We start from the raw sequence: 23,521 nt of genomic DNA, 5'->3' as shown, positions 1-23,521 counted from the left end.
CGGCCGGTGTCCGCAGCGACCGACCGTCGCCACGGACACCGGCCGGGCCCGTTTCACCCGTCACTCGTAGCGGTACTTCAGCGAATCCGCCTCCGCCTGCTCGATGCCGGCGATCGTGAGCCCCGGCATCCGCAGCTGGGCCAACGTCACCTCGGCCGAGGTCGGCTGGGCGTCCGACGGCAGCCACTGCTCCGGCTTCCAGGCCCCGCTGCGCAGGAGCGACTTGGGGCAGTGCGGGTAGACCTCCTCGATCCCCACCACCAGCGCACTGGCGGGCGGCTTGCCCACTGCCGTCAGTTGCGCCAGCAGGTCCGGGCGGGTGGAGACGCAGGCCCGGCCGTTCACCCTGAGCGTCGTGGTGCGCCCCGGGATGACGAACAGCAGCCCGGCCCGTCCGGTGGCGATGACGTTCTGCAGGGTGTCCAGACGCTTGTTGCCGGTCGCGTCCGGTATCGCCACCGTCCGTGCGTCCAGGACGGCGACGAACCCCGCGGGGCCGCCGCGCGGGGTGACGTCGCAGTTGCCCTCGGCGTCCGCGCTGGCGACCAGGACCAGTGATGAGCAGCCGATCAACCGTCGCGTCTCATCGGTGAGTTCGGTCATCTGCTTGCGCAATGCCGGTTCGCCTGGGAGTGCGTAGACCCGGCGCAGCGCCTCCTGGTCGGACACGGCGTCAAGGCTGAGCGAGTCGAAGGCGCTGCCGGCAAGGGGTGTCGTCATGACCTCGACCCTAGTGCGCCGACCTGCGGTCGATCCCGGCCGGGGAGTGCCCTCAGAGGCGCACCTGCCAGGTGGCGGTGGAGCGCAGGGTGCGGGCGGTCTCCGGGTCGCGGACCGAGGGCGTGCGGTCCTCGGCCGAGACGGTCAGCCGGTGGGTGCGCAGGTCGAAGAGCCACAGCTCGGCCACCGCCACCTCGGTCCGGCCCTCGAACCGCTTCAGTTCCCTGCCGTCCAGGTACCACCGGACCACGAGCTGCCGCCCGTCCGCGCCGGTCAGCCGGGGTACGGCCGCCTTCGCCGTATGGCGCAGCCGCAGGGTGCGGTCGGTGGGGGTCAGCGCGGTGACGGTCCTCGCGTGCCGGTGGAAGCCTGCGATCATCGCCTCGACGCCGGGGAGGTTGAAGGGTTTGCCCAGGACCCGCATGAGCGAGGCGTCGGTGGGCCGGTTCAGGCCCGTGACGTAGTAGCCGCCGCCCTCGTACGCGCCGACCGTGCCGCCGTCGGGTGATTCCTCGCCGAGCCAGCGGTACCACTTGGTCCGCTGCGCGGCCATCCGGTCGGCGGACAGGGTGGAGCTGTTGGAGTCGGCGGGCTCGGGGCCGGTGTACTTCTCGTAGTCCGGCACGCCGGGGTAGAAGTACTCGTCGGCGAGCTTGCCCAAGGAGTGGCCGGTCTCGTGGATGGCGACCTGGCCGGACTTGGCGTGGCCGGCCGAGGCCGTGGATATGCCCTCGTAACCGAGGGTGGCGCTGGGCTCGTTGTAGCCGGCGCCGCCGTACTTGGCGCTGTTGGCCAGGACGAGGACCAGGTCGGCCGCCGGCGCCTTCGCCACGTAGGCGTCGACCTTCGGCTGGTCGATGCAGAGCAGCCGCTCGATGTCCTCGCACCAGAAGTACGAGCCGAGGGCGGTGTCGCGCACCGTGGCCGGGTCGGGGTCCCCGGAGACCCCGGATTCGCGGGATACCGCGTCGACGGTCCAGACGTTGAAGAGGTTCCGGTAGGTGGTGTACGGCTCGACGGCCGTCACCTCGGCCCATTTCTGCCGGGCGTCGTCGTGGAACTTCCCCAGCTCGGCCTCGGTGTACCCGTCACCGATGACGACCACGTCGAGGCGGTCGGCGGTGGGGCCGTCGCCGGTCATCCTGGTGACCGCGCCGTCGGCGGCCCGCGCGGCCTCGGAGAGCCGCGCCGTGGACTTCGCCCGTCCGACCGCTGGTACGAGGGTGTGCCCGGAGCCCGCGTCGGCGCCGTGTTCCGGCCCCGGTATCTCGACCTCCACCCGGGTCCTCGGCGCCGCGCCGGCCGCGTCGGCCGCGTCGGCCGCGCCGGCCGGGCCGGCCGGGCCGACGGCCAGCAGGGCGGTGGTCGCGCAGACCCCCGCGGCCACGGCCCGTAGCACTGCACGGACGGCCGGACGCCTGACTGGCTCCATGACGCACTCCCCCGGGAACGAAAGTTAAGCAGGCAGATAACCCTGCTGAATCAGTTGCTTAAACTAGGTGTCGCGCGAGTGGTCCGCAATGGCCTCCTCCCCCTGAATACTGGGGAGTTCCAGCGATGAGGGAGCTTCCATGGACGAACCGGCCGCAATCGGCCGCCGGGTGCAGCGCATGCGGACCGGACTCGGCCTGACCCAGCGGCAGTTGGCGGGCAGCTCGTACACGCCCGCCTACATCTCCACCCTGGAGGCGGGCAAGGTCCGGCCCTCGGAGACGGCGCTGCGCTTCCTCGCCGGGCGGCTGGAGACCTCGTACGAGGAACTGACCACCGGTCGTCCCGCCCGGCTGGGCACCGAACTGCGGCTCGCCCTCACCGACGCGCAGCAGACCCTCGCCACCGGGGCGGCCGACGAGGCCGCCGGCCGTTTCCGCGGGCTCCTCGCCGAAGCCGAGGCGCTGGGGCTCGCCCCGGAGCGGGCGGAAGCCCTCCTGGGGCTCGGGGACTGCGCCCTGGAGGCGGGGCAACTGCCCGCGGCCATCGCGCACTTCGAGGCGGCCGAGCGGCTCCTGGCCGAGGAGCCCCTCCCCCGCCGCGCCCGCGCCGTCCGGGGCCGCGCCGTCGCGCACCTGCTCGCGGGCGAGCTGCGCTACGCCTGCTACCTGCTGGAATCCGCCATCGACGAGCTGGGCAGCAGCGGGCTTGCCGACCCGGAGGCGCTGGTCCTGCTCTACGCGGCCGTCATCGGCCCGTACATCGACATGGGCGCGCACGCCCGCGCCGCCCATGCGGCCGAAGTGGCCCTCGCCCTGGCCCCGCAGGTCAGCGACCCTGCGCTGGTGGCGGGCATGCACCGGCAGGTCGCGCGGACCTTCCTCGCGGAGGGGCGGGTGGCCGACGCGGACGCCTCCCTGGCCAAGGCGCAGACGATCTACGCCCAGCTGCGGCTGAGCACCGATCTGGCGCACTGCCACTGGATGCGCGGCTACGTACAGGCCCAGAACGGGGAACTGGATTCGGCCGAGCGGGAGTTGCGCACGGCCCGCGACATGCTGGCAGCGCGCCGGGCCGCCCTGTACACCGCTCAGGTGGAGGTGGAGCTGGCCGACGTACTTCGCCGGCTCGGCCGGTCCGAGGAGGCCGTCGCGTTGCTGTCGGCGCTGCTGGAACTCGGCGACCGGCACGGCGCCGTGCACGCGGGCGGCGCGCACCGGCTCCTCGGCCTGATGGCCGAGGAGCGCGGTGAGCCGGAGGCCGCCGAGGAGCACTACGTACAGGCGCTTGCCCTGCTGGAACGCAGCGGGGCGACGGGCGACCTGGCCGATCTGTGCCGACTGCTCGGTGACCTGCTGCGGCGCACCGGCCGGACCGAGGCCGCCCTCGACGCGTACCGGACGGGGCTGGGCCACCGGGCGGCTCCCGGGACCACCACCTTGGGGCCCGCTCCGGCGGGCCCCGTCGCCGCGGGCGCGGTCAGTGGTTCTCGGTGGGCTGGAGGTCGCGCGGGATGAGCGCCCAGGTCGTCGCCGCGGCGACGACCGCCAGGGCCCCGGCCATCAGGAACGCCGGGGTGATGGCGAGGGTGTAGGCGTGCGAGGCGGTGTCGATCAGCGCCTGCCCGACGGCGCCGCCGAGCTGCTCGGCCGTGTGCGCGGCCTCACCGACGGAGCCGCGCACCGCTTCGGCGCTCGGGCCGTCCAGGTCGAGGACCGGCAGGTTGTCCCGGTACAGGACGGCCGCGGTGGATCCGAGGACGGCGACGCCCATGGCCGAGCCGAGCTCGTAGCAGGTCTCCTCTATCGCGGCGGCGCTGGACACCTCGGCGGCGGGGGCCGCGGAGACCAGGGTGACCGAAGCCACCGTGGTGGCCAGGCCCGCGCCCACCCCCATGACGGTCAGGGCGACGGCGAACGCGGGGTAGCCGAGGCCGGTGAACTGCTGGAGGGTCCAGGGCAGGGCCATGCCCGCGGCCAGTACGACCAGTCCGGCGCCGAGCACGTGCCGTATCGCGAAGCGGTGCATCAGCGTGGGCGCCACCATGGACGCGCAGATCAGCGCGAGCGGGGCGGGCAGCAGCCGCAGACCCGCCTCCAGCGGGGTGTAGCCCTGGCCGTACTGGAACCACTGGGTGACCAGGAAGAGGATCGCGCCCATGCCCACCATGGGCAGGAAGATCGCGGTGGCCGCGACGCTGAAGGCGGGCTTGGCGAACAGGCGCACCTGGAGCAGCGGGTTGTCCAGGCTCAGCTGGCGGCGTACGAAGACGGTCAGCAGGACGGCGGCGAGGATCAGGAGCGCCCAGGGCAGGGGCTCGCCGACGCCGCTCTTGCCGAGCTGCTTGATGCCGCCCGCGAGGGCGAGCATGCCCACGATGGACTGGCCGACGCCCCACCAGTCCCAGCGTCCGGCGGCGCGCGGGGCGCGGGATTCGGGCAGGTAGCGCAAGCCGGCCGCGACGATGACGGCGGCGACGGGCAGGTTGAGGAGGAAGGCCGAGTGCCAGCCGTGGTCCTGGACGAGGAGTCCGCCGACGACGGGGCCGAAGGCCATGCCGCCGCCGAAGACGGCCGCCCAGACGGCGAGGGCGAAGGCGCGCTCCTTGGCGTCGGTGAACACGGTGCGCAGGATCGACAGGGTGGACGGCATGATCGCGGCGCCGCCGACGCCCAGCAGGGCGCGGGCCGCGATCACGTGCCAGGCCTCGGTGGAGAACACGGCGATCAGCGAGGCCACCGAGAAGATGCCGAAGCCCGCCATGAGCAGCCGCTTGCGGCCCCAGCGGTCGCCGAGGGCTCCGGCGGTGACGAGCAGGCCGGACAGGGCGAGCGCGTAGACGTCGATGATCCACAGCTGCTGTACGGCGCCCGGCTGGAGGTCGCCCACCAGCGAGGGGAAGGCCACGTTGAGGATCGTGGTGTCCATCGAGATGAGCAGGAGGCTGCCGGAGAGGATCGCGAGGACGATCCAGCGGCGGGGGTCCCGCGAGGGGGTGTGCATGGGGTTCCGTTCAGGGTCGGGCAGGGGGCGGGGTCGCGGTGGGCCGCGCGCCGCCGAGGAAGGAGGTGAGGACCAGTCGGCCGATCTCACGGGGGGCGAGGTGCCCGTCGCGCACGCCTTCGGCGGCGGCGTCGAGCAGGCCCCAGAGCGAGTACCAGATCCAGTACGGCGGCAGGTCGGCGCGCAGCCGCCCCAGCCGCTGGCCGAGGGCGAGGAAGGCCAGGGCGCGCTGGTCCTGACGGTCCACACCGGCGCGGAACTCGGGGTCGGCCAGCACGGTGGCGTCGCGCGTGGTGAAGCCGTACAGGTGCGCGGCGGGCAGCAGGGCGAGTACCAGCTCCTCAAGGGCGGCGTCGAAGGCCTCCGCGTCGGCGTCACCCTCCAGGTCGAGGGGGCTCAGGCAGCCGTCGACCACCTGGATCGCCCGGACGGCGACGGCCTTCAGCAGGGCTTCGCGGGTCGCGTAGCGGCGGCTGAGCGTGGCGCGGCTGGTCCCGATGCCGGCGGCGATCTGCACCATCGAGGCGCTGTGGTCCCCGGCGAGGACGCGCGCGGCGCCGTCCAGCAGTTCTTCTTCGCGCACCATGATGTGAGCCTCCTTAGCCTCGAACGATACAAGATTGTCTCACTTGAGGCAAAGTCGGCCCACGCGACGCGCCCGACCGCAGGGCCGTATCGCGGTACATCGATACGATGAAATGCCCACACCTACCAACCAGACCCCGGGAGCCGCTCGTGCCGCAGGACCCCGCCGACACGGCCGCCGCGGCGAAGCACGAGAAGTGGAAGGAGAACGGCGTGGCACTGCGCGCCTTCTTCTACATCTTCGGCACGCACGTCTTCGCCGGCTTCGTCTGGCTGCTCTTCTACCTGGGGCAGCACGCCGAGAAATAGCCGCGCGGCGCCCGGGCGGCCGCCGCCCCGGGCCCGCACACCCTTCAGGGAGGCACCATGCAGGGCGAGGGCAAGGGCACCGGTGGGAACGACACCGGCAGGGACGAGAGCCCCGAGGAACGCGCGGACCGGCAGTGGCAGGAGCTGGTCCAGGAGATCCGGGTGGCCCAGACCGGCGTCCAGATCCTCTTCGGCTTCCTGCTGACGGTGGTCTTCACCCCGCACTTCCAGGGCCTGCCGCAGACCGACAAGACGATCTACATCGTCACCGTGCTCCTGGGCTCCCTGGCCACGGGAGCGCTCATCGGGCCCGTCGCCTTCCACCGGATCGTCTCGGGCCGCCGCATGAAGCCCCAGGCGGTCCGCTGGGCATCACGCCTCACCTTCCTGGGCATCGTCCTGCTGCTGGCCACCCTGGTCTCGGCGCTCTTCCTGATCCTGCGGGTGGCCACACACAACGACGCCGTGCCCTGGCTGGTGGCGGGCGTGACGGCCTGGTACGTGCTGTGCTGGTTCGTCCTGCCGCTGTGGGCCCGTTTCCGCTACACGGACGAGGACGACTAGAGGGCGTCCTCGTCGTGGGTGCGGGCGCGGGCGCCCGAGCGGGTGCGGGCCGCCGTCTGGGCGCGCTGCGGATGGCGGCGCACGTACTCGTGCTCCAGCTCGTTCATCCGCTGCGTGTGGGTGACCAGGGCGTCGTCCGACCCGTGCAGCAAGGTCTCGTGACGGGTTCGGTGGATGGCCTCCAGCTCCTTGAGCAGCCGGCCCTCCTCCAGCTTCCGCGCCGACGGACCGCCGTCGTGCTCGGTCATGGCACGCACACCTCCTGCGCTCGCGGGTTCGGCAGACGGTCGAAGAACGGCTCCGCCGCGCACCCCTCCATCATCCGCCGCGCCGCACGCCACGGCGCGGTCTGCGCCGCATGACCGCTCCGGGCACGGTGTCCCCGCGTCCCGCGCCCGGCGGGTTCCACCCCGCCGGAAGGCCGCCGGGCGGTCTTCCCTAATCTCCTCCCATGAGCACCGTTGTCGACGTCCCCGAGTACCTGGACGGCTGCGAGCTGACCGCCGCGGAGGACCTCGCCCGGGAACCCGCCTTCTGGCTCGCCCACCTCCTGCTGACGAAGGGCGACCCGGGCGAGCGCCCGGAGGAGTACGGGGTCGACGCATCCGCCTACGAGGCGATCGTGGACCGCCTGAGCGACTGCGAGCTGCCCTGGCCCGTCCTGCGGATCGGCATCGGCGGCGGCCACACGGTCTTCGTCGTGTACGCCAACGACGAGGAGGCCGACAACGTCGACTTCTTCGTCCGCCACCCGCAGTGGGGGCGGCTCGGGTACCTCGCCCAGTGCGGCGCCGACGACGCCGGGCCCGGCCTGTCCTGGACGGAGCTCGTCGCCCTCGCCGCGAGCGGACAGAGCGGCCAGGACGACGACGAGGGCCTGAGCGACCCGTCCCAGCGCCTGCTGCTCATGCTGCCCGCGCTCGGGGACTGCCACCTGCCGGCCGAAGCCCGGGACACCGTGGCGCGGGCCCTGTCCCGCGTCGGGATACGCGGCGACGCGACCGCCGTGCTGGCCGCGTCCCTGCTGCCCGGGCCGGGACGGACCGACGGACCCCGGTGGACCGTGACGGACGCCAGCCCGCTCGCCGTGTGTTCCTCCCCGTACAGCCCCCGCCGGGTCCCGCTCGCCCTCGGGATCACCCCGGAACAGGCGCGCGCCCTGGCGGACGCCCTGGGCGGCCGCTGACCCGGCCACGCGGCTCACATGTGGGAGTTCGCGTAGTGGCTCTCGATCTGCCGGATGTACGCGACGTCCTCCTCGGTCTGACCGCTCGCGAAGTCCGGCGAGGCCTTCACCTGGCTTCGCGTGCACGACAGGTGGACCGTTTCGTCCTGGAGCTCGACGCGCGTGATGAGCCCGGCCGGGATCATCACCTTGCGGCCGAAGATCCACGGCCCGGTGTCGACGACGACGTAGCTGCGATCGACGTCCTCGGAGTGCTTGTCGACCTTGCCGATCGACCCGTCGGACGCCTCGACCTTGAAACCGACGAGATCCGTGCCGGCCGCGTGACCCGCATCGCCGCCGAAGGCCCAGATGGCGGAGCCCATGACAACCTCCTTCGTCCCCCGCCGTTCTTCCCGCGCCTACCCGGGCGGCGGCCTGTCATGCGATCGGACCCGGGGCGGGGCGACCGCCCCGGGCATGGCTTGGTCCCTCAGCAGATGCGCGGCAGCTGCTCCCCGATCGGCAGGTCCACCACACGGGTCCCGCCGAGGCCGGTGCGCGCCACGACCATGCCCGGGTGGGCCTCGACCGCCTCGCCGATCACCGTCGCGCCGCGGCCCAGCGGATGGGCGCGCATCGCGTCGAGCACGGCTTCTGCGTGCTGCCGGGGCACGAAGGCCACCAGCTTGCCCTCGTTGGCCACGTACAGCGGGTCCAGGCCGAGGATCGCGCAGGCGTTCGCGACGGCCTCCGGCACCGGTACGCGGCCCTCGTGGATGACGACGCCGGTGCCGGAGGCGGCGGCGATCTCGTTCAGGGAGGCGGCCAGTCCGCCCCGCGTGGGGTCGCGCAGCACGTGCAGGTCCGGGGTGACGGCGAGCATGCTCTGCACCAGCCCGCCGAGGGCCGCGCAGTCGCTCTCGATGTCCACGCCGAACTCCAGGCCCTCGCGCACGCTCATGATCGCCACGCCGTGGAGCCCGATCTCGCCGCTGACGATCACGACGTCACCGGGTACGACGCGCTGCGGGCGCAGGTCCACGCCCTCCGGGATGATCCCGATGCCCGCGGTGTTGATGTAGATGCCGTCGCCGTGGCCGGCTTCGACGACCTTGGTGTCGCCGGTCGCCACTTCCACGCCCGCAGCCCGCGCGGCCGCGCCGAGGGCCTCGGCCACCTTGGCCACGACGGCGACCTCGACGCCTTCCTCCAGGATGAACCCGCAGGACAGGTAGGCGGCCCGGGCCCCGCTCATGGCCAGGTCGTTGACGGTGCCGTTGACCGCCAGGTCGCCGATGCTGCCGCCGGGGAAGAACAGCGGCCGCACCACGTACGAGTCGGTGGAGAAGGCCAGCCGTACCCCGCCCAGGGTGACGGCGGCGGAGTCCCCGAGCTGGGCCAGCACGTCACCGCCGAAGGCGGGCGCGAAGAGGTGCTCGACGAGTTCGGCGGAGAGGGCGCCCCCGCCGCCGTGGCCCATGACCACCCGGGGCCGGTCGCGCAGCGGGGCCGGACAGGTCCAGCCCGTGATGTCCAGTGCGGTGTCAGGCAACGGGGCTCGCCTCCAGCGGCGCGGTCGGGGCGGTCTGTGCGGCCGGGTCGGTCTGTGCGGGGGCGCTCTGTGCGGCCGGCGCCGTCCGGGCGGGCTCCAGCTCCAGGCGCCGGTAGAGGTAGTACGCGGCGCAGGCCCCCTCGCTGGAGACCATGGTGGCGCCCAGCGGGTTGCGCGGGGTGCACAGCGTGCCGAAGGCCTCGCACTCGTTCGGCTTGAGGAGCCCCTGGAGCACCTCGCCGCTGCGGCACTCGGCCGGCTCCAGCGTCTTGATGCCGGTCACCGAGAAGCGGTGCTCGGCGTCGAACTCCCGGTAGCGGGGGGACAGCCGCCACCCGCTGTCGGGGATGACGCCGATGCCGCGCCAGGCCCGGTCGGTGACCTCGAAGACGTCCTCCAGCATGGCGAGGGCCGCCGGGTTGCCCTCCGGGCGGACGGCGCGCGCGTAGGCGTTGTCGACGGTGTGCTCGCCGCGTTCCAGCTGGTGCACGGCCCGCCGTACACCCTCCAGGATGTCCAGCGGCTCGAATCCCGTCACGACGATCGGCACCCGGTGGCGCGCCGCCAGCTCCGGGTACTCCCCCATGCCCATGACGCTGCACACGTGCCCGGCGGCGAGGAAGCCCTGGACCCGGCAGCTCGGCGACTGCATGATCGCCTCGATCGCCGGGGGCACCCGTACGTGGGACACCAGCAGGCTGAAGTTGGCGATGCCCAGCTTCTTAGCCTGGTACACCGTCATGGCGTTGGGCGGCGCGGTGGTCTCGAAGCCGATGCCGAAGAAGACCACCTGGCGCTGCGGGTTCTGCTGGGCGATCTTCAGGGCGTCGAGCGGGGAGTAGACGACGCGGACGTCGCCGCCCTCGCTGCGCACCTGGAAGAGGTCGCGGCCGGTGCCGGGGACGCGCAGCATGTCCCCGAAGGAACAGAAGATCACGTCGGGGCGGGAGGCGATCTCCAGTGCCTTGTCGATGACCTCCAGCGGGGTGACGCACACCGGACAGCCCGGACCGTGGATCAACTCCACCTGTTCCGGCAGGAGTTGGTCGATCCCGTGCCGGATGATGGTGTGGGTCTGGCCGCCGCAGACCTCCATCAGGGCCCAGGGGCGGGTCACGGTGGCGTGGATGTCGTCGAGCAGCCGGCGGGCGAGGGCGGGGTCCTGGAATTCGTCGATGTACTTCACTGCTGCACTTCCTCCTGCCGTGCCTGCGCCTGCTGTGCTTCCGTCGACGGCGCGGCCTCGGCCTGGCCGGCCGGGTCGGCCGGGTCGGCCGGGTCGTCCGCGAAGGGCCAGGGGGCGCCGCCGGCCGCGGCGGCCTGCTCCCAGGGGTCGCCGAACTCCTCCTGGAGCATGCCGAGTTGGGCGAACAGTTCGAGGGTCTGCCGGGCCGACTCCTCGTCGAGGCGCTGGAGGGCGAATCCCACGTGGACGATGGCGTACTCGCCGACCTGGAGGTCCGGGAGGTACTCCAGGCACACCTCCTTCTGCACGCCGCCGAAGTCGACGGTAGCCATGCGGGTGCCGTCCCTCTCCCCGATGTCAAGCACTCTGCCGGGTACCGCCAGGCACATGGGCTTCTCCTTGCTGTGGGTGGTGTCCGGTGGCTCGGGCCGCCGCCACCATGAGCTGGCCGAGCGACAGCCCGCCGTCGTTGGGCGGGACGTTGCGGTGGCGCAGGACGGTGAAGCCCTGCCCGCGCAGGATGCGGGCGCACGCGGAGGAGAGCAGGGCGTTGGCGAACACCCCGCCGGTGAGGGCGACGGTGTCCGGGCCGTGCCGCTCGCGCGCGAGCACGCAGAGCTCGACGACGAGCGCGGCGACGGAGGCGTGGAAGCGGGCGGCGATCCGTACGGGATCCACGCCCGCGCGTACGTCGGCCACCACGGCGGCCAGTACGGGCGCGGGGTCCGCGGTGACCGGGGCCGATACCGCGCCCCCGCCGGAGGATGAGGGTGCCGGCACGCGCAGGGCGAAGGCGTAGCCGGGACCCGTCTCCGGCGCGGCGACGGCGGCACCCTCCAGCTCGATCGCCGCCTGGGCCTCGTAGCCCGCGTGGTGGCAGATGCCGGCCAGCGAGGAGACCGCGTCGAAGAGCCGGCCCATGCTGGAGGTGGGGACGCAGTTCAGGTCGCGGTCCAGCTGGCGCGCCAGCACCCGCAGTTCGTCGGGCGGGCAGGCGTCCGCAGGGGGCAGGCCCGGCAGCCAGTCGATGCCCGCGGCGCGCAGGTGGGACAGCGCCATGCGGTAGGGCCGGTGCACGGCGGCGTCGCCGCCCGGCAGGGGGACGTACGCGAGGTGGGCGAAGCGGGTGTATCCGGTGTAGTCCGCGAGGAGGAACTCCCCGCCCCACACCGCGCCGTCGTCGCCGTAGCCGGTGCCGTCGAAGGCGACGCCGATCACCGGCCGGCTGCCGTCCAGGCCGTGTTCGGCCATCGCCGAGGCGATGTGCGCGTGGTGGTGCTGGACGCGCACCAGCGGCCGGGCTCCCGCGCTGCGCCGGGCCCAGGCGCCGGAACGGTATCCGGGGTGCCGGTCGGCGGCCAGCAGGGCGGGTGTGACTCCGGTGATGGACTCCAGCTGCTGTTCGGCGCGTTCGAAGGCGTACTGCGTGGCCAGGTCGTCCATGTCGCCGATGTGCGCGGACAGCCAGGCCCGCCGTCCCTCGCCGAGGCAGAAGGTGTTCTTCAGGTCTCCCCCGGCGGCCAGGCTCGCGGGGACCGGCAGCGGAAGGGCGACCGGCAGCGGGGCGTAGCCGCGCGAGCGCCGTACGGTCAGCGGTTCGCCGTCGCACACCCGTACGACGGAGTCGTCACAGGGCACGTGGATCGGGCGGTCGTGGGTGAGCCAGGCGTCGGCGAGGCCCGCGAGCCGGTCCAGGGCCTCGCCGTCGTCGGTGACGATGGGCTCCCCCGCGAGGTTGCCGCTGGTCATCACGAGCAGCCGGGGACCGGGCGGGTCCCCTGGCAGCCCCAGCAGCAGGTGGTGGACGGGGGTGTACGGGAGCATCACGCCGAGGTCGGGGCAGCGCGGGGCGATCGCCTCGGCCACGCCCACGCCCGCGCCCGCGGCCCCGGCGCGGCGGCGCAGCAGCACGATGGGCCGGACGGCGCCGGTGAGCAGGCCGCGTTCCTCGGGCCCGAGGTGCACCAGGTGCTCGATGTCGGCGGGTTCACGGGCCATCAGGGCGAACGGCTTGTCCCCGCGGCCCTTGCGGCGGCGCAGCTCCGCCACGGCGTCCGGGCGGCCCGCGTCGCAGGCGAGGTGGTAGCCCCCGAGCCCCTTGACGGCCAGGACCGCCCCGGCGGCGAGCAGCCGGCGGGCTTCGGCGACCGGGTCGGTGCCGGGTGCGGCCTCGCGCGGCGGGTGGCCGGTGAGCAGGCGCAGCCGGGGTCCGCAGTCCGGGCAGGCGACGGGCTGGGCGTGGAAGCGGCGGTCGGCCGGGTCGGCGTACTCGCGGGCGCAGTCCGCGCACATCGGGAAGCGGGCCATGGTGGTGTGGGCGCGGTCGTACGGCAGGCCGGTGACGATGGTGAACCGCGGCCCGCAGTGCGTGCAGGTGATGAACGGGTGCCGGTGGCGGCGGTCGGCCGGGTCGGTCAGCTCGGCGAGGCAGTCGGCGCAGGTGGCCACGTCCGGGGAGACCAGGGTGCGGGCGAGCCCACCGGTGCGGGAGGCGACGATGGTGAAGCCGGAGCCTCCCGCGAGGGGCACCTCGCAGTGGTCGACGGTGTCCACCACCGCCAGCGGGGGCGCGTCCGCCGCGAGCCGGTCGCAGAATTCCGAGACGGCCGCGAGGGCCCCCTCGACCTCGGCGACGACGCCCTCCGGGGTGTTCGTCACGTGCCCGGCGAGGCCGAGCCCGATGGCGCGGGTGTAGACGTAGGGCCGGAACCCGACGCCCTGCACCACGCCCCGGACGGTGACCCGGCGGCGCTGCACCGCTTCCATCAGCGGGTCTGCGCCACGGCGGGGTGCGTGTGCGCGGGAAGGCCGTCGTGATCGTGACGGTGGCCCGGTCCGTGCTCGTGCTCGTGCTCGTGCTCGTGCTCGTGCTCGTGCTCGTGGGCGTGGTCGCCGTGGTGGTGTCCGTGCCCGTGGCCCTGCTGCTGGGCCATGACCGGCGCGTGCGTCTTCGCGCCCGCCTCGACGGCCAGTGCCCGGTCCAGCAGTACGCCGGCGCCTTCGCCCGAGCGGGCCGAGGTCAGCACCACCTCCACCCCGGGATTGACCCGCTGGACGTTCGCGCGGAAGGCGGCCTCGTCGAAGCCGACGGCGTGCGCGATGTCCGTCTTGGTGACCACCACCAGCTGGGCCAGCCCGAAGGCGGTCGGGTACTTCAGCGGCTTGTCCTCGCCCTCGGTCACCGACGCGAGGACCACGCGCAGGGACTCCCCGAGGTCGTAGGAGGCCGGGCAGACCAGATTGCCGACGTTCTCCACGAACAGCAGCCGGGTGTCCTCGGGCAGCCATCCGTCCAGGTGGCGGCTGAGCATCGCCGCTTCGAGGTGGCAGAGCCCGTCGGTCAGCACCTGCTTGACGGGGGCGCCGGAACGGGCCAGCCGCACCGCGTCGTTCTCGGTGGCGAGGTCGGCGGTCAGCGCCGCGACCTCGATCCCCCGCTCACGGGCGAGGAGCAATTCCTGTTCCAGCAGGGCCGTCTTCCCGCTGCCCGGGCTGGAGAGCAGGTTGACGGTCACGGTTCCGCGGGCGGTGAGCCCGGCGCGCAGGTTCTGCGCCGCCTCGTCGTTCTTGGCGAGCACCGCCTGCTGCAGATCGACCACTCGGCACATGGTTCAGGCCTCCTCGGGGATCGGTTCGCGGGGGTGCGCGGGGACGGGGCCGTCCTCCCACTGCACGCTGAGGATCTGCAGCTCACGGCCCGACAGCAGGGAGACGTCGGTGGCCCGTCCGCAGCCGGGGCAGCACAGTTCGGGTGGCATGCCCACCGCCCACTCCCGCGTGCACGAGGCGCAGCGGGCGCGGCCCGGCACGGTCTCGATGGTCAGTGCGGCACCTTCGAGGACCGTGCCCGCGCAGGCCAGTTCGAAGCAGAAGGCCAGGGAGTCGGGCACTACGCCCGCCAGTTCCCCGACCTGGAGCCGGACCGCGCTCACCGTGCTGGCGCCGCCGGACCGCGCGGCTTCTTCCACCTGGCCCACGACGGCCATGGCGATCGACATCTCGTGCATCGGACTCCGTCCTGCCGGGGCTCATTACACCGGCAGGACGGGGACGTGGCGCTCGGGCACGCCGACCCGCGCCGCGCCCCGTACGCCATTCGGGCGCCGGGGCGTCACCCGGGTGGGCGGGGCCTCACATGCGGCGCATGCGGAGGTACCGCCTGAGGTCGGGGAGGACCTGCTTGAGCACGGCGGCGAGGGCGACGGCGGCCGCGCCGCCGATGAGGGCCTTCTTCATGGGGTTCTCCTCAGTTCACGACGGGGCCGGTCTTCCTCGGGCCCGGTCTCGGCCGCGTCCCGGAGCAGGTCCAGGACCGCGCGTACGGCTTCCGGCACCGCGGCGGCCACCGGCGCGCTCAGCCCGATGCCCTCCTCGACGCAGGCGGGTTCGCACCCGACGACCAGGGTGCGCCGGGGCGGTGTGGAGCCCGTTCCGGCGCACAGGGTGCCCAGCAGGGCGAGGACGGCGTCGGGCGACATGTGGTGTCCGTCGAGCACGGCGCCCCCGGGCCCGGCCGCGCCGGCTTCCCCGGCCTCGATCAGGTAGAGCGTGCCGGGGGCGCCGCCGCGGGCCGCGGCGTCCACGAGGACGAGGGTGTCGTAGCCGTCGAGCAGCTGGTAGGCGAGGTGGACGCCGCGCACCCCGAAGTCCACCACCTCGACGTCGTCGGGCAGTTCGTGCCCGGACAGGGCCCGCACGGTCTCGACGCCGAAGCCGTCGTCGCCGAGGAAGACGTTGCCGATCCCGGCGACCAGCGTCCTGCCGCTCACGCGTCCTCCAGGGGGGTGACCTCGTCGGGCTGGAAGTAGAGGAAGCGGCCCTGTTCCCGGCGGATGTCCGCGCCGGGGTCCGCCTCCACGGTGACGGCGAGGTGCACTCCCCCGTCCACGTCGTGCAGGACGGCCTCGACCAGGGCCGAGCTGCCCCGCAGGAACAGGTCCTGGGCGTCGGTGCGCCGCAGACCGGGGCGCAGCAGGACGCGGCTGCCGACGCCGACCTGGACCCCGTCGACCGTGATGCGGTCGCGGAGCGGGTCGGCGGTGTCGTCCCGGGCCGGGTCCCACCACGGGGTGCCGGGCCGGAACACCGCGTCCTCGTCGGGGGGTCCGGCCGGTGTCGCGGGCACCTCGCGGAACTCGGGGGGCTCCTCCGGGCCGGTGATCTCGCGCAGGGCCCGGACCGCTCCGTGCAGCCGCTCCAGGACCTCGGGCGGCATGGAGTCGGCCAGGTCGATGACGGCGGCCGCGCGGGCGTCCGTACCGCGGGCCTCGCGCTTCTCCTGGTCGGTCAGGGCCGCCGTGCGCAGGGCGAGGATCTCGTCGATCTCGGTGGCGTCGTACATCGCCCCGGCGCTCTCGGGGGCGATGGCCGGATGGTCCTCCAGGATGATCGGCGAGGACAGCACGACGTCGGCGCGTCCGCCCTCACCGGCGAGGACGGGCCAGGTCCGCAGGTTGACGCAGTCGGCGACCGCTCCCTTGGCCCACTCCGGCGGATCGGTCATGGAGAGGAAGGAGCCGGCGCTGAGCCCGAGCAGGAGGTGGGCGGAGACCAGGGAGCGCGGCAGGGCGGCGTCCCGGTCGGTGCTCTGCTGCCCGTCCGGTGTCCAGGGGCTGGTGTTCTCCACGACGGCGGTGAGCTTGGACACCCGGTAGGCGCCGTCGAGTTCGGTGGCGCGCAGCAGGACGCGGCCCTCGGCCTCGGCGCCGCGGCGCAGCAGCCGTCCCACGGTGCGGCCGTCGGCGTCCAGGACGGGTTCGGCCTCTTCCCGGGCGGGGAGGCGGAAGGGCAGGGTGACGCCGTCTCCCGCCAGATCGGCCACGGGGACGGCCAGTTCGACCCGTTCCTCGGTGCCTTCGTCCCAGGGGACGAGCACCCGGTCGGCCAGGTGCAGTTCGTCGACGTCCGTGAAGCCGCCGTCGTCCTCGGCCCGCTGGACCGTGCGGCGCAGGGCGTGGAGGAAGCGCAGCTCCACCGCCAGCGTGGCTTCGCCCTTGGGTTCCATCAGGATCTCGGTCTGCTGGAGGGCGTGTTCCTCGTGTGCGGGGCCCCACGCGGGCGGTACGAGCACCCCGAACTGCCAGCGCAGCCGGTTCTTGGCCGCCGAGGCGCGGTAGGGGTAGAGCACGTAGCCCTCGAAGAGGACGGCGTCGGCCACCTGCCGGGCGGTGGCGAAGCGGGAGGCCCGGGCGGTCGTGGTGGTCATGTCGTCGTCCTCCCGGTGACGTCGGGGACGGCGCCGCCGAGGCGCAGTCCCGGCAGCGGGGCCTTCGCGGTGCCCGGCGGGGCTTCCGGGTCCGCCGGGGCCGCCGCGTCGAGCAGGGCCCGTACGGTGGCCTCCCAGGAGGCGAGGGCGTGCCGCGAACGGAAGGCCAGCAGTTCGGCCATGGTGTCGCGGGGCAGCCGGAGCCAGCCGCAGCCCGGGAAGTGCTGTTCGACCATCTCGCGCCAGACGGGCACCGGCATCCGGTACGAGGCCTCGCGGTCCCAGGGCACGGGCTCGACGCGGAAGCCGCCGGCGCCGGTGAAGGCGGTGCCGGAGAACAGCATCAGCAGCGGTACCTCACCTGAGTCCAGGGCGCTGAAGTACCGGGAGGCGGCGATGTCCATGTCGTAGCTGCACGGCACGACCAGGTCCGTCTCGGTCTCCCCGGTGAAGCTGGGCACCATGACCGCAACCTGGGCGAACTGCACGGGCTGGAGGGTGGTGCCCCAGCGGGAGCGTTCGCCGAACAGATCGGCCAGGCCCTCGGCCTCGGCGGGGCCGTAGCCGCGCTTGGCCGGTTCGATGCGGATCTGGCAGCGCAGGGCGAGGGCGTGCACCCGGGTGCCCGGGGCGGCGGTGATGCGCAGCCGGAAGACGAGGGTGGGCCCGGCGGCGTACGCGTCGGCGCGCACCCCGGTGCAGCTGAAGGCGAGGTCGGCGGTCCCCGTGGCGGGGTCCGCGACCGGCTCGGAGGCCGAGGAGGTCGCGGGGGCCGCGGTGGCCGCGGCGGTGCTGCCGTTCACGGCGGTCGTGTCGGTCATGGCCGCCGCGCCTCCGTCCCCGCCTCGGCGCCCGCCGGGACCTTCGCCCGGCGTTCGACCTGCTCGAAGAAGGTGTTCAGGGCGGCGCGGGCCTCCGCACCGCCGTCGAAGCCCTGCCACAGCAGCCGCATCCGGCCCACCAGTTCGTAGCAGATGTCGATCGGCACGACGAAGCAGTCGGTCCGTCCCTCCGTGCGGCGCAGCAGGAGCGCCTCCACGTCGGCTTCGAGCAGCGCGGCGAGCGGGACCGCCCCGAGGACGTCCTGCCAGGTCTGCGGGTCCAGTTCGCTCTCGGTGGCCCCGGCGGGGCTCGGGTAGAGGGCGACCAGCCGGTCGAGCGCGGCGTTGCGGAAGAAGAACGCGACGCCGACCGGGATCTGGAGCAGTTCCCAGGCCCCGTCGTCGAGCGGGTGCCGGGGGTCGGTGAGGTAGCGGGACGGGACGGCCCGGTAGCGCCCGGTGGCGGTGCCCGGCCGGTCGAAGAGCAGCGCGCAGGCGGTGCAGGCGCACACCAGGGCGCGCCGGTCGAGTTCCACGAGGTGGCGGTGGCCGTCCTCGGCGACCGCCACCCCGCACAGTTCGCAGGTCTCGGGGCGGGCGGCGCGCGGGCCGGTGAAACGGCGCAGCCCGCGCGCGGTGCCCGTGCGCACCGGGGTCAGGTGCGCGTTCACCGCACCTGCGCCGGGGTGTGCGGCCGGGTGGAGATCTGCAGCAGGGCGGGCTCCGGGGCCGGGGCGGGTGCCAGCTCCACGCGGGTGACCTCGGGGGCGAAGCAGGCCAGCGCGTCCTCGACGGACTGCTGGGCGTCGTCGGCCGTGGCGGAGCAGCCGCAGCCGCCCGCCGCGGCCCCGGGCCGCACCCGCAGGATCCCGGTCTGCTCGTCGAAGCCGAGCAGTTCGAGCGGGTCGGCGGCGGCGTCGAGGGCGCGTGCGATGCGCGTGCGGACGTCCTCGGGGTTCAGGTCGTGCAGGGCGAGCAGGCTCGCGACGAGCTCGTCGTCGAGCAGCGGGGCGAGCGCGTCCGCACCGATCCGCTCCACGACGCGGGCCAGTCCGGCCCCGTAGAACTCCATGAGCACGCGGACCAGTTCCTCGGCGGCCTCGCAGGCCGGGCGGTCGCCCGTGGCGGCGAGCCGGTCGAGGATCTCCTCGACCTGGCGTCCCGCCCGCTGGGCGTCGGCGGCGGCGCTCATCCGCCCAGTCCGCTCAGGCCGGTGGGTACGTGCATCTGCTTGACCGTCTTGCCGGGGCCGACGTACATGTGGACGCCGCAGGGCAGACAGGGGTCGAAGCTGCGCACGGCGCGCATGATGTCGATGCCCTTGAAGTTCTCCGGGGTGTTCTCCTCGAAGATCGGGGTGTTCTGGACGGCGTCCTCGTAGGGGCCGGGTGTGCCGAAGGTGTCGCGGGTGCTGGCGTTCCACGGGGTCGGCGGGTACGGGTGGTAGTTGGCGATCTTGCCGTCGCGGATCACCATGTGGTGCGAGAGGACACCGCGCACGGCCTCGGTGAAGCCGACGCCGAGACCCTCGTCCGGCACCTCGAACTTCTCCCAGGTCTGGGTGCGTCCGGCGCGGACCTCGGCCAGGCCCTTCTCGGCGCAGTGCAGGGCGATGGCGGCGGCGTAGGCCTGGAAGTAGGTGCGGGCGCGGTTGCGTTCCAGCGCGTTGCTCCACTTCGGGATCTTCCACTCGAAGCGGGTCTCGGGCTTGGTCATCGTGCGCGGCAGGGTGATCACGACGCTGTGACCGGTGGCCTGCACGTAGTCGGTGTGGACCAGCCCGGACAGGGCCGTCGACCACAGGCGGGCGATGGGGCCGCCGCCGGTGTCGAGCGCGAGGTGGTCCTTGCCGTCGAACCAGCGGGGCGACATGACCCAGCTGTACTTGTCGTCGAAGTTCCGCTTCTGCGGGGCCGGGATGGTGTGCTGGTTCCACGGGTGGCGGGGGTCGACCGGGTTGCCGAGCGGGTCGTGCGTGACGAACTGCTCCTGCCCCTGCCAGTCGTCGTAGTACGAGCTGCCCAGCAGGATGCGGATGCCGAGGTTGATCTCGGTCAGGTCGTTGGTGACCAGCTTCCCGTCCACCACCACGCCCGGGGTGACGAACATCTTCCGTCCCCAGTCGGTCATGTTGGCGTAGGTGAAGTCGCAGTACTCGGGGTCGTTGAGCGCGCCCCAGCAGCCGAGGAGCACGCGGCGGCGGCCGACCTCCTCGTAGCCCGGCAGGGCCTCGTAGAAGAAGTCGAACAGGTCGTCGTGGAGCGGGACGACGCGCTTCATGAACTCGCAGTACCGCATGAGGCGGCTCATGTAGTCCGTGAAGAGCTGGACGGAGGCGATGGTGCCGACGCCGCCCGGGTAGAGCGTGGAGGGGTGCACGTGGCGGCCCTCCATCAGGCAGAACATCTCGCGGGTGTAGCGGGAGACCTGGAGGGCCTCGCGGTAGAACTCGCCCTCGATGGGGTTGAGCGAGCGCATGATGTCGGCGATGGTCTTGAAGCCGTGCTCGCCGGCGTGCGGGGCGGGGGTGCGCTCAGCGAGCTCCAGGACTCCGGGGTTGGTCTCGCGGACCATCTTCTCGCAGTAGTCGACCCCGACCAGGTTCTCCTGGAAGATGTTGTGGTCGAACATGTACTCCGCGGACTCGCCCAGGTTGATGATCCACTCGGCGAGGTGCGGGGGCTTCACCCCGTAGGCCATGTTCTGCGCGTAGACGGAACAGGTGGCGTGGTTGTCACCGCAGATGCCGCAGATCCGGCTGGTGATGAAGTGCGCGTCGCGGGGGTCCTTGCCGCGCATGAAGACGCTGTAGCCGCGGAAGACGGACGAGGTGCTGTAGCACTCCGCGACCCGCTTCTGCTTGAAGTCGATCTTCGTGTGGATGCCGAGACTTCCCACGATCCGGGTGATCGGATCCCAGGCCATCTCCACCAGGCCGCTGCCGTCTCCGGCCGCCTTCGTCTTCGGTGCCATCGTGTCTGCCGTGACCCTTCTCTGTCTGAGCGGGAGTTGGTGCCCTACGGGCGGTGCGGGACGGGACGGTGCGCGCGGGTGCGGGGGCTGCCGGTCACCAGGGCGGGCGGTAGCCGGTGGTGAGCTTCCGGCCGGTGTGCCGCCACTTCGGCTCCTGGTCCACGGTGTGGGCCGTGACCGCGCGGAGCCTGCGGACCAGGGCGCCGTACGCGCCGCTGGCCTTGCTGGAGACCTTGGCGCCGGGGGGTTCGTCCATGAAGGGCATGAACTTGTCGGGGAAGCCCGGCATCGTGCAGGCGATGCAGATGCCGCCGACGTTGGGGCAGCCTCCGATGCCGTTCATCCAGCCGCGCTTGGGCACGTTGCACTTGACGACGGGACCCCAGCAGCCGAGCTTGACCAGGCACTTCGGGGAGTCGTAGGTGTGGGCGAACTGGCCCTGCTCGTAGTACCCGGCCCGGTCGCAGCCCTCGTGGACGGTGGCGCCGAACAGCCAGGTGGGGCGCAGCTTGTCGTCCAGCGGGATCATCGGGGCGGAGCCGGCCGCCTGGTAGAGCAGGTAGGTCAGGGTCTCCGAGAAGTTGTCCGGCTGGATCGGGCAGCCGGGCACGCACACGATGGGGATGCCGGCCTTGGACTTCCAGTCCCAGCCGAGGTAGTCGGGTACGCCCATGGCGCCCGTCGGGTTGCCCTCCATGGCGTGGATGCCGCCGTACGTGGCGCAGGTGCCGATGGCCACGACGGCCAGGGCCTTGGGCGCCAGCCGGTCGATCCACTCGCTGGTGGTGATGGGCTGGCCGGTCTCCGGGTCGTCGCCGAAGCCGCACCAGTAGCCCTCGGGTTTGATGCTCTCGTTGGGGATCGAGCCCTCGACCACCAGCACGAAGGGGTCGATCTCGCCGCGTTCCCCCTTGAAGAACCACTCGATGAACGTGTCCGCGCCACCGACCGGACCGCATTCGAAGTCGATCAGCGGCCAGTGCACGGCGATCTTGGGCAGGCCCGGGAGCACGCCCATCACGATCTCTTCGATGCTGGGCTGCATGGCCGCCGTCAGGGACACGGAGTCGCCGTCGCAGCTCAGCCCCGCATTGATCCAGAGGATGTGGATCGGGGGATCCTCTGCCGGGGCCTTGGTTGCTGCGTCCATGGGGATGCCTCCTCGGGGAGGTGTATCTGGGAGGGGTGCGGGGCGAGGCGGCTGATGCGGACCTCACCCTTCTTGCTAACAGCCGGCGGCCCCCGGTGCCGCGTCTGGTTGGGCCAGTCCAGTGACCTCGCCCCTGCGGGAGGGCAGCGGGGCGGTGTGGCGGCCCGGCACCGCGTGGACGAGGTGGGGCGGGGTGGCCGTCGCGGGTTCCTTGCGCACGAAGGCGCGGCGCAGGGCGTGGTACGGGGCGGCGGCGTCGTCGAAGGTCTGCCGCATCAGGGCGAGCTCGGCCTCGCGGTAGGAGGCCAGGGGCCGCTGCGCCTCGTCGTGCTCGCGCCGGTCCTTCTTCCCGGCGATCCGGGAGGCGGTGGCCGGCAGGGCGGCCAGGCGGGCGGCGAGCCGTGCGGTCTGTCCGGCGAAGTCCTGGGGCGCGCAGCTGAGCGTACGGTCGACCAGCGCGAGCCGGTGTGCGGCGGCGGCGCTCAGCGGCAGGGCCTCGGTGGTGAGGCGCTCCGCGACGCCGGCGCCGACGCGGCGCGGCAGGGTGTACGTCCAGTACTCGGAGCCGTGGAGGCCCATCAGGCGGTAGTGCGGGTTGAGGACGACGCCCGAGCGGCACCAGACCTCGTCGGCGGCGAGGGCGAGCATGGCGCCGCCCGCGGCGGCGTTGCCCCCCAGCGCGCTGACGACGATCCGGTCCGTGGTGGTCAGGACGGCTTCGACGAGGTCGTCCATGGCGTTGATGTTGGCCCAGGACTCGGCGGCCGGGTCGGCTGCGGCCTCGATGACGCCCAGGTGGATGCCGTTGGAGAAGAAGTCGCGGCCGCCGCCGAGGACGAGGACCGAGGTGGGGCGGGTGCAGGCGGTGCGGTAGGCGTCCAGCAGGCGCCGGCAGCGGTCGGTGCTCATGGCGCCGCCGGGGAAGGAGAAGGTCAGGAAGCCGGCCTGGCCCTCTTCGTGGTAGCCGATGTCGGCCCAGCCGCGGCGGTGCGGGCCGGCGGGCGCGGGGGCGGGCAGTTCCGGCAGTGCGGGCAGCAGGCCGGCCAGGGCCCTGGTGGCGGGCAGTTTCACCGGGGCGGGTTCCCCCGGCGTGCGGCGGGCCCGCAGCTCCGGGATCCAGACGGCGCCGTCGCAGGTGGCCCGGCAGACCGCACCCGCCCGGGTGGCGAGGAGCTCTCCGGGCCGGCCGTGCAGGCCTTCCTCGGGCAGGGCCCGGTGGCCGCCGTGCAGATACCATTCGCCGCCCAGCAGTGCGTCGCGCACGCCGGGCTGGGAGTCGGCGGCGCGCAGGAGCCGCAGGACCCGTTCGGTGGAGTCCCGCTGCCAGTCGATCCGGCGGTGTTCCTGGCGCAGGACCGGGCGGGCCCGGCCGGTGGCCTGGGGGCGGGGGGTGTAGGTGCCGGAGGCGAAGCGGTGGACGGCGAGCAGGACAGCCTGGAGGGCCGCGTCGGCGATCTCGCCGCGATAGAGGTCGCTCTTGGCCACCTGCGGTACGGGGCATTCGGCGAAGGCCCAGACGGCTCCCGCGTCCATCTCCGCCTCGGCCTGCAGGACGGTGACGCCCCAGCGGGTGGCCTGGTCGTGCACGGCCCAGTCGAGGGAGGAGGGGCCGCGGTCGCCGACCGGCCCCGGGTGGACGATCAGGCAGGTGTGGGCGGACCAGACCTCCTCGGGGACGGCCGTCTTCAGCATCGGGGCGATGATCAGGTCGGGCCTGTGGCGGCGTACGGCCCCGGGCAGGTGGGTGCCGGACAGGGCGAGTTCGACGGCCACGCTGTGGCCGTGGTCGCGCAGTTCGGCGTGGACACGCTGCGTGAGGCTGTTGAACGCGCTCGCGACGAGCAGGACGTGCAC

25 protein-coding genes are annotated in these 23,521 nt (G+C 73.2%); 4 read left to right on the top strand and 21 right to left on the bottom strand.

The genetic code is table 11. From position 1 onward, the window contains the following. Window positions 1–60: 60 nt before the first annotated feature. Both IO30_RS0107320 and IO30_RS0107315 read right to left on the bottom strand, forming a co-directional pair. Window positions 61–720 (bottom strand): MSMEG_1061 family FMN-dependent PPOX-type flavoprotein, encoded by a 660-nt coding sequence (locus IO30_RS0107320; RefSeq protein ID WP_031140472.1) that lies wholly within the window; start codon window positions 718–720, stop codon window positions 61–63. Between the two features lie 52 nt (window positions 721–772). Continuing rightward, window positions 773–2,152 (bottom strand): M64 family metallopeptidase, encoded by a 1,380-nt coding sequence (locus IO30_RS0107315; RefSeq protein WP_051901990.1) that lies wholly within the window; start codon window positions 2,150–2,152, stop codon window positions 773–775. Window positions 2,153–2,291: 139 nt separating this feature from the next. On the opposite strand from IO30_RS0107315, the gene IO30_RS0107310 reads away from it, so the two are divergent. Next, entirely contained in the window at window positions 2,292–3,668 is a 1,377-nt protein-coding gene (locus IO30_RS0107310; RefSeq protein ID WP_051901988.1) for a helix-turn-helix transcriptional regulator, read from the top strand. On the opposite strand, the gene IO30_RS0107305 is transcribed toward IO30_RS0107310, so the two are convergent. Then, window positions 3,631–5,154 (bottom strand): MFS transporter, encoded by a 1,524-nt coding sequence (locus IO30_RS0107305; RefSeq protein WP_037893273.1) that lies wholly within the window; start codon window positions 5,152–5,154, stop codon window positions 3,631–3,633. The two genes, IO30_RS0107310 and IO30_RS0107305, sit on opposite strands and share 38 nt — an antisense overlap. A gap of 10 nt (window positions 5,155–5,164) precedes the next feature. Then, window positions 5,165–5,740, bottom strand: coding sequence for a TetR/AcrR family transcriptional regulator (locus IO30_RS0107300; protein ID WP_031140464.1), 576 nt, complete (start codon window positions 5,738–5,740; stop codon window positions 5,165–5,167). 149 nt (window positions 5,741–5,889) lie between these two features. Between IO30_RS0107300 and IO30_RS45870 the strand changes: the two genes are divergently transcribed. Further along, a complete protein-coding gene (locus IO30_RS45870; RefSeq protein ID WP_167347248.1) occupies window positions 5,890–6,048 on the top strand; it encodes a DUF6126 family protein in 159 nt (52 codons plus the stop codon). A gap of 57 nt (window positions 6,049–6,105) precedes the next feature. Further along, the gene (locus tag IO30_RS0107290; protein WP_031140462.1) at window positions 6,106–6,612 is read left to right on the top strand and encodes a DUF6328 family protein; all 507 of its coding nucleotides are present in this window, start codon (window positions 6,106–6,108) and stop codon (window positions 6,610–6,612) included. On the opposite strand, the gene IO30_RS0107285 is transcribed toward IO30_RS0107290, so the two are convergent. Next, complete coding sequence (locus IO30_RS0107285) at window positions 6,609–6,860, bottom strand: DUF6158 family protein (protein WP_031140460.1); 252 nt, start codon at window positions 6,858–6,860, stop codon at window positions 6,609–6,611. The two genes, IO30_RS0107290 and IO30_RS0107285, sit on opposite strands and share 4 nt — an antisense overlap. A gap of 203 nt (window positions 6,861–7,063) precedes the next feature. Between IO30_RS0107285 and IO30_RS0107280 the strand changes: the two genes are divergently transcribed. Next, the gene (locus IO30_RS0107280; protein WP_031140458.1) at window positions 7,064–7,798 is read left to right on the top strand and encodes a hypothetical protein; all 735 of its coding nucleotides are present in this window, start codon (window positions 7,064–7,066) and stop codon (window positions 7,796–7,798) included. A 14-nt stretch (window positions 7,799–7,812) separates the two neighbouring features. Here the strand turns inward: IO30_RS0107280 and IO30_RS0107275 are convergent, their stop codons facing one another. From IO30_RS0107275 to IO30_RS0107200, 16 genes are all read right to left on the bottom strand, one after another. Then, complete coding sequence (locus tag IO30_RS0107275; RefSeq protein WP_031140456.1) at window positions 7,813–8,163, bottom strand: hypothetical protein; 351 nt, start codon at window positions 8,161–8,163, stop codon at window positions 7,813–7,815. Window positions 8,164–8,270: 107 nt separating this feature from the next. Then, the gene (gene hypE / locus IO30_RS0107270) at window positions 8,271–9,332 is read right to left on the bottom strand and encodes a hydrogenase expression/formation protein HypE (protein ID WP_031140454.1); all 1,062 of its coding nucleotides are present in this window, start codon (window positions 9,330–9,332) and stop codon (window positions 8,271–8,273) included. Next, window positions 9,325–10,518: a hydrogenase formation protein HypD gene (gene hypD / locus IO30_RS0107265; RefSeq protein WP_031140453.1), complete on the bottom strand. Its 1,194-nt coding sequence runs from the start codon at window positions 10,516–10,518 to the stop codon at window positions 9,325–9,327. Before hypD ends, hypE begins: the two co-directional genes overlap by 8 nt. Continuing rightward, on the bottom strand, window positions 10,515–10,907 hold the full coding sequence (locus tag IO30_RS40195) for a HypC/HybG/HupF family hydrogenase formation chaperone (protein WP_031140451.1): 393 nt from the start codon (window positions 10,905–10,907) through the stop codon (window positions 10,515–10,517). The genes hypD and IO30_RS40195 overlap by 4 nt, the downstream gene beginning before the upstream one ends. Further along, entirely contained in the window at window positions 10,876–13,284 is a 2,409-nt protein-coding gene (gene hypF, locus IO30_RS0107255; protein WP_037893271.1) for a carbamoyltransferase HypF, read from the bottom strand. The genes IO30_RS40195 and hypF overlap by 32 nt, the downstream gene beginning before the upstream one ends. Then, window positions 13,284–14,126: a hydrogenase nickel incorporation protein HypB gene (gene hypB, locus IO30_RS0107250; protein WP_031140447.1), complete on the bottom strand. Its 843-nt coding sequence runs from the start codon at window positions 14,124–14,126 to the stop codon at window positions 13,284–13,286. The genes hypF and hypB overlap by 1 nt, the downstream gene beginning before the upstream one ends. Window positions 14,127–14,129: 3 nt before the next feature. After that, the gene (gene hypA / locus IO30_RS0107245; RefSeq protein ID WP_031140445.1) at window positions 14,130–14,525 is read right to left on the bottom strand and encodes a hydrogenase maturation nickel metallochaperone HypA; all 396 of its coding nucleotides are present in this window, start codon (window positions 14,523–14,525) and stop codon (window positions 14,130–14,132) included. Window positions 14,526–14,649: 124 nt separating this feature from the next. Next, complete coding sequence (locus tag IO30_RS48040; RefSeq protein WP_373316447.1) at window positions 14,650–14,754, bottom strand: DUF6893 family small protein; 105 nt, start codon at window positions 14,752–14,754, stop codon at window positions 14,650–14,652. Further along, complete coding sequence (locus IO30_RS0107235) at window positions 14,751–15,287, bottom strand: hydrogenase maturation protease (RefSeq protein WP_031152808.1); 537 nt, start codon at window positions 15,285–15,287, stop codon at window positions 14,751–14,753. The genes IO30_RS48040 and IO30_RS0107235 overlap by 4 nt, the downstream gene beginning before the upstream one ends. Continuing rightward, window positions 15,284–16,723: a hypothetical protein gene (locus IO30_RS0107230; protein ID WP_031140441.1), complete on the bottom strand. Its 1,440-nt coding sequence runs from the start codon at window positions 16,721–16,723 to the stop codon at window positions 15,284–15,286. Before IO30_RS0107230 ends, IO30_RS0107235 begins: the two co-directional genes overlap by 4 nt. Further along, window positions 16,720–17,544, bottom strand: coding sequence for a DUF6084 family protein (locus IO30_RS0107225; RefSeq protein ID WP_234321570.1), 825 nt, complete (start codon window positions 17,542–17,544; stop codon window positions 16,720–16,722). The genes IO30_RS0107230 and IO30_RS0107225 overlap by 4 nt, the downstream gene beginning before the upstream one ends. Then, complete coding sequence (locus tag IO30_RS0107220) at window positions 17,541–18,215, bottom strand: DUF5947 family protein (protein ID WP_051858987.1); 675 nt, start codon at window positions 18,213–18,215, stop codon at window positions 17,541–17,543. The genes IO30_RS0107225 and IO30_RS0107220 overlap by 4 nt, the downstream gene beginning before the upstream one ends. Further along, entirely contained in the window at window positions 18,212–18,736 is a 525-nt protein-coding gene (locus tag IO30_RS0107215) for a hypothetical protein (RefSeq protein WP_031140436.1), read from the bottom strand. Before IO30_RS0107215 ends, IO30_RS0107220 begins: the two co-directional genes overlap by 4 nt. Continuing rightward, the gene (locus IO30_RS0107210; RefSeq protein ID WP_031140435.1) at window positions 18,733–20,517 is read right to left on the bottom strand and encodes a nickel-dependent hydrogenase large subunit; all 1,785 of its coding nucleotides are present in this window, start codon (window positions 20,515–20,517) and stop codon (window positions 18,733–18,735) included. The genes IO30_RS0107215 and IO30_RS0107210 overlap by 4 nt, the downstream gene beginning before the upstream one ends. A gap of 94 nt (window positions 20,518–20,611) precedes the next feature. Continuing rightward, window positions 20,612–21,667, bottom strand: a complete 1,056-nt coding sequence (locus tag IO30_RS0107205; RefSeq protein ID WP_031140433.1) for an NADH-quinone oxidoreductase subunit B family protein — start codon at window positions 21,665–21,667, stop codon at window positions 20,612–20,614. A gap of 75 nt (window positions 21,668–21,742) precedes the next feature. Continuing rightward, window positions 21,743–23,521: a hydrogenase maturation protein gene (locus IO30_RS0107200; protein ID WP_051901984.1), complete on the bottom strand. Its 1,779-nt coding sequence runs from the start codon at window positions 23,519–23,521 to the stop codon at window positions 21,743–21,745.

Source organism: Streptomyces xanthophaeus (genome assembly GCF_000725805.1).
In the GTDB taxonomy this organism is placed as follows: Bacteria; Actinomycetota; Actinomycetes; order Streptomycetales; family Streptomycetaceae; genus Streptomyces; species Streptomyces xanthophaeus.
This window is presented reverse-complemented; position numbering and strand designations above follow the sequence as displayed.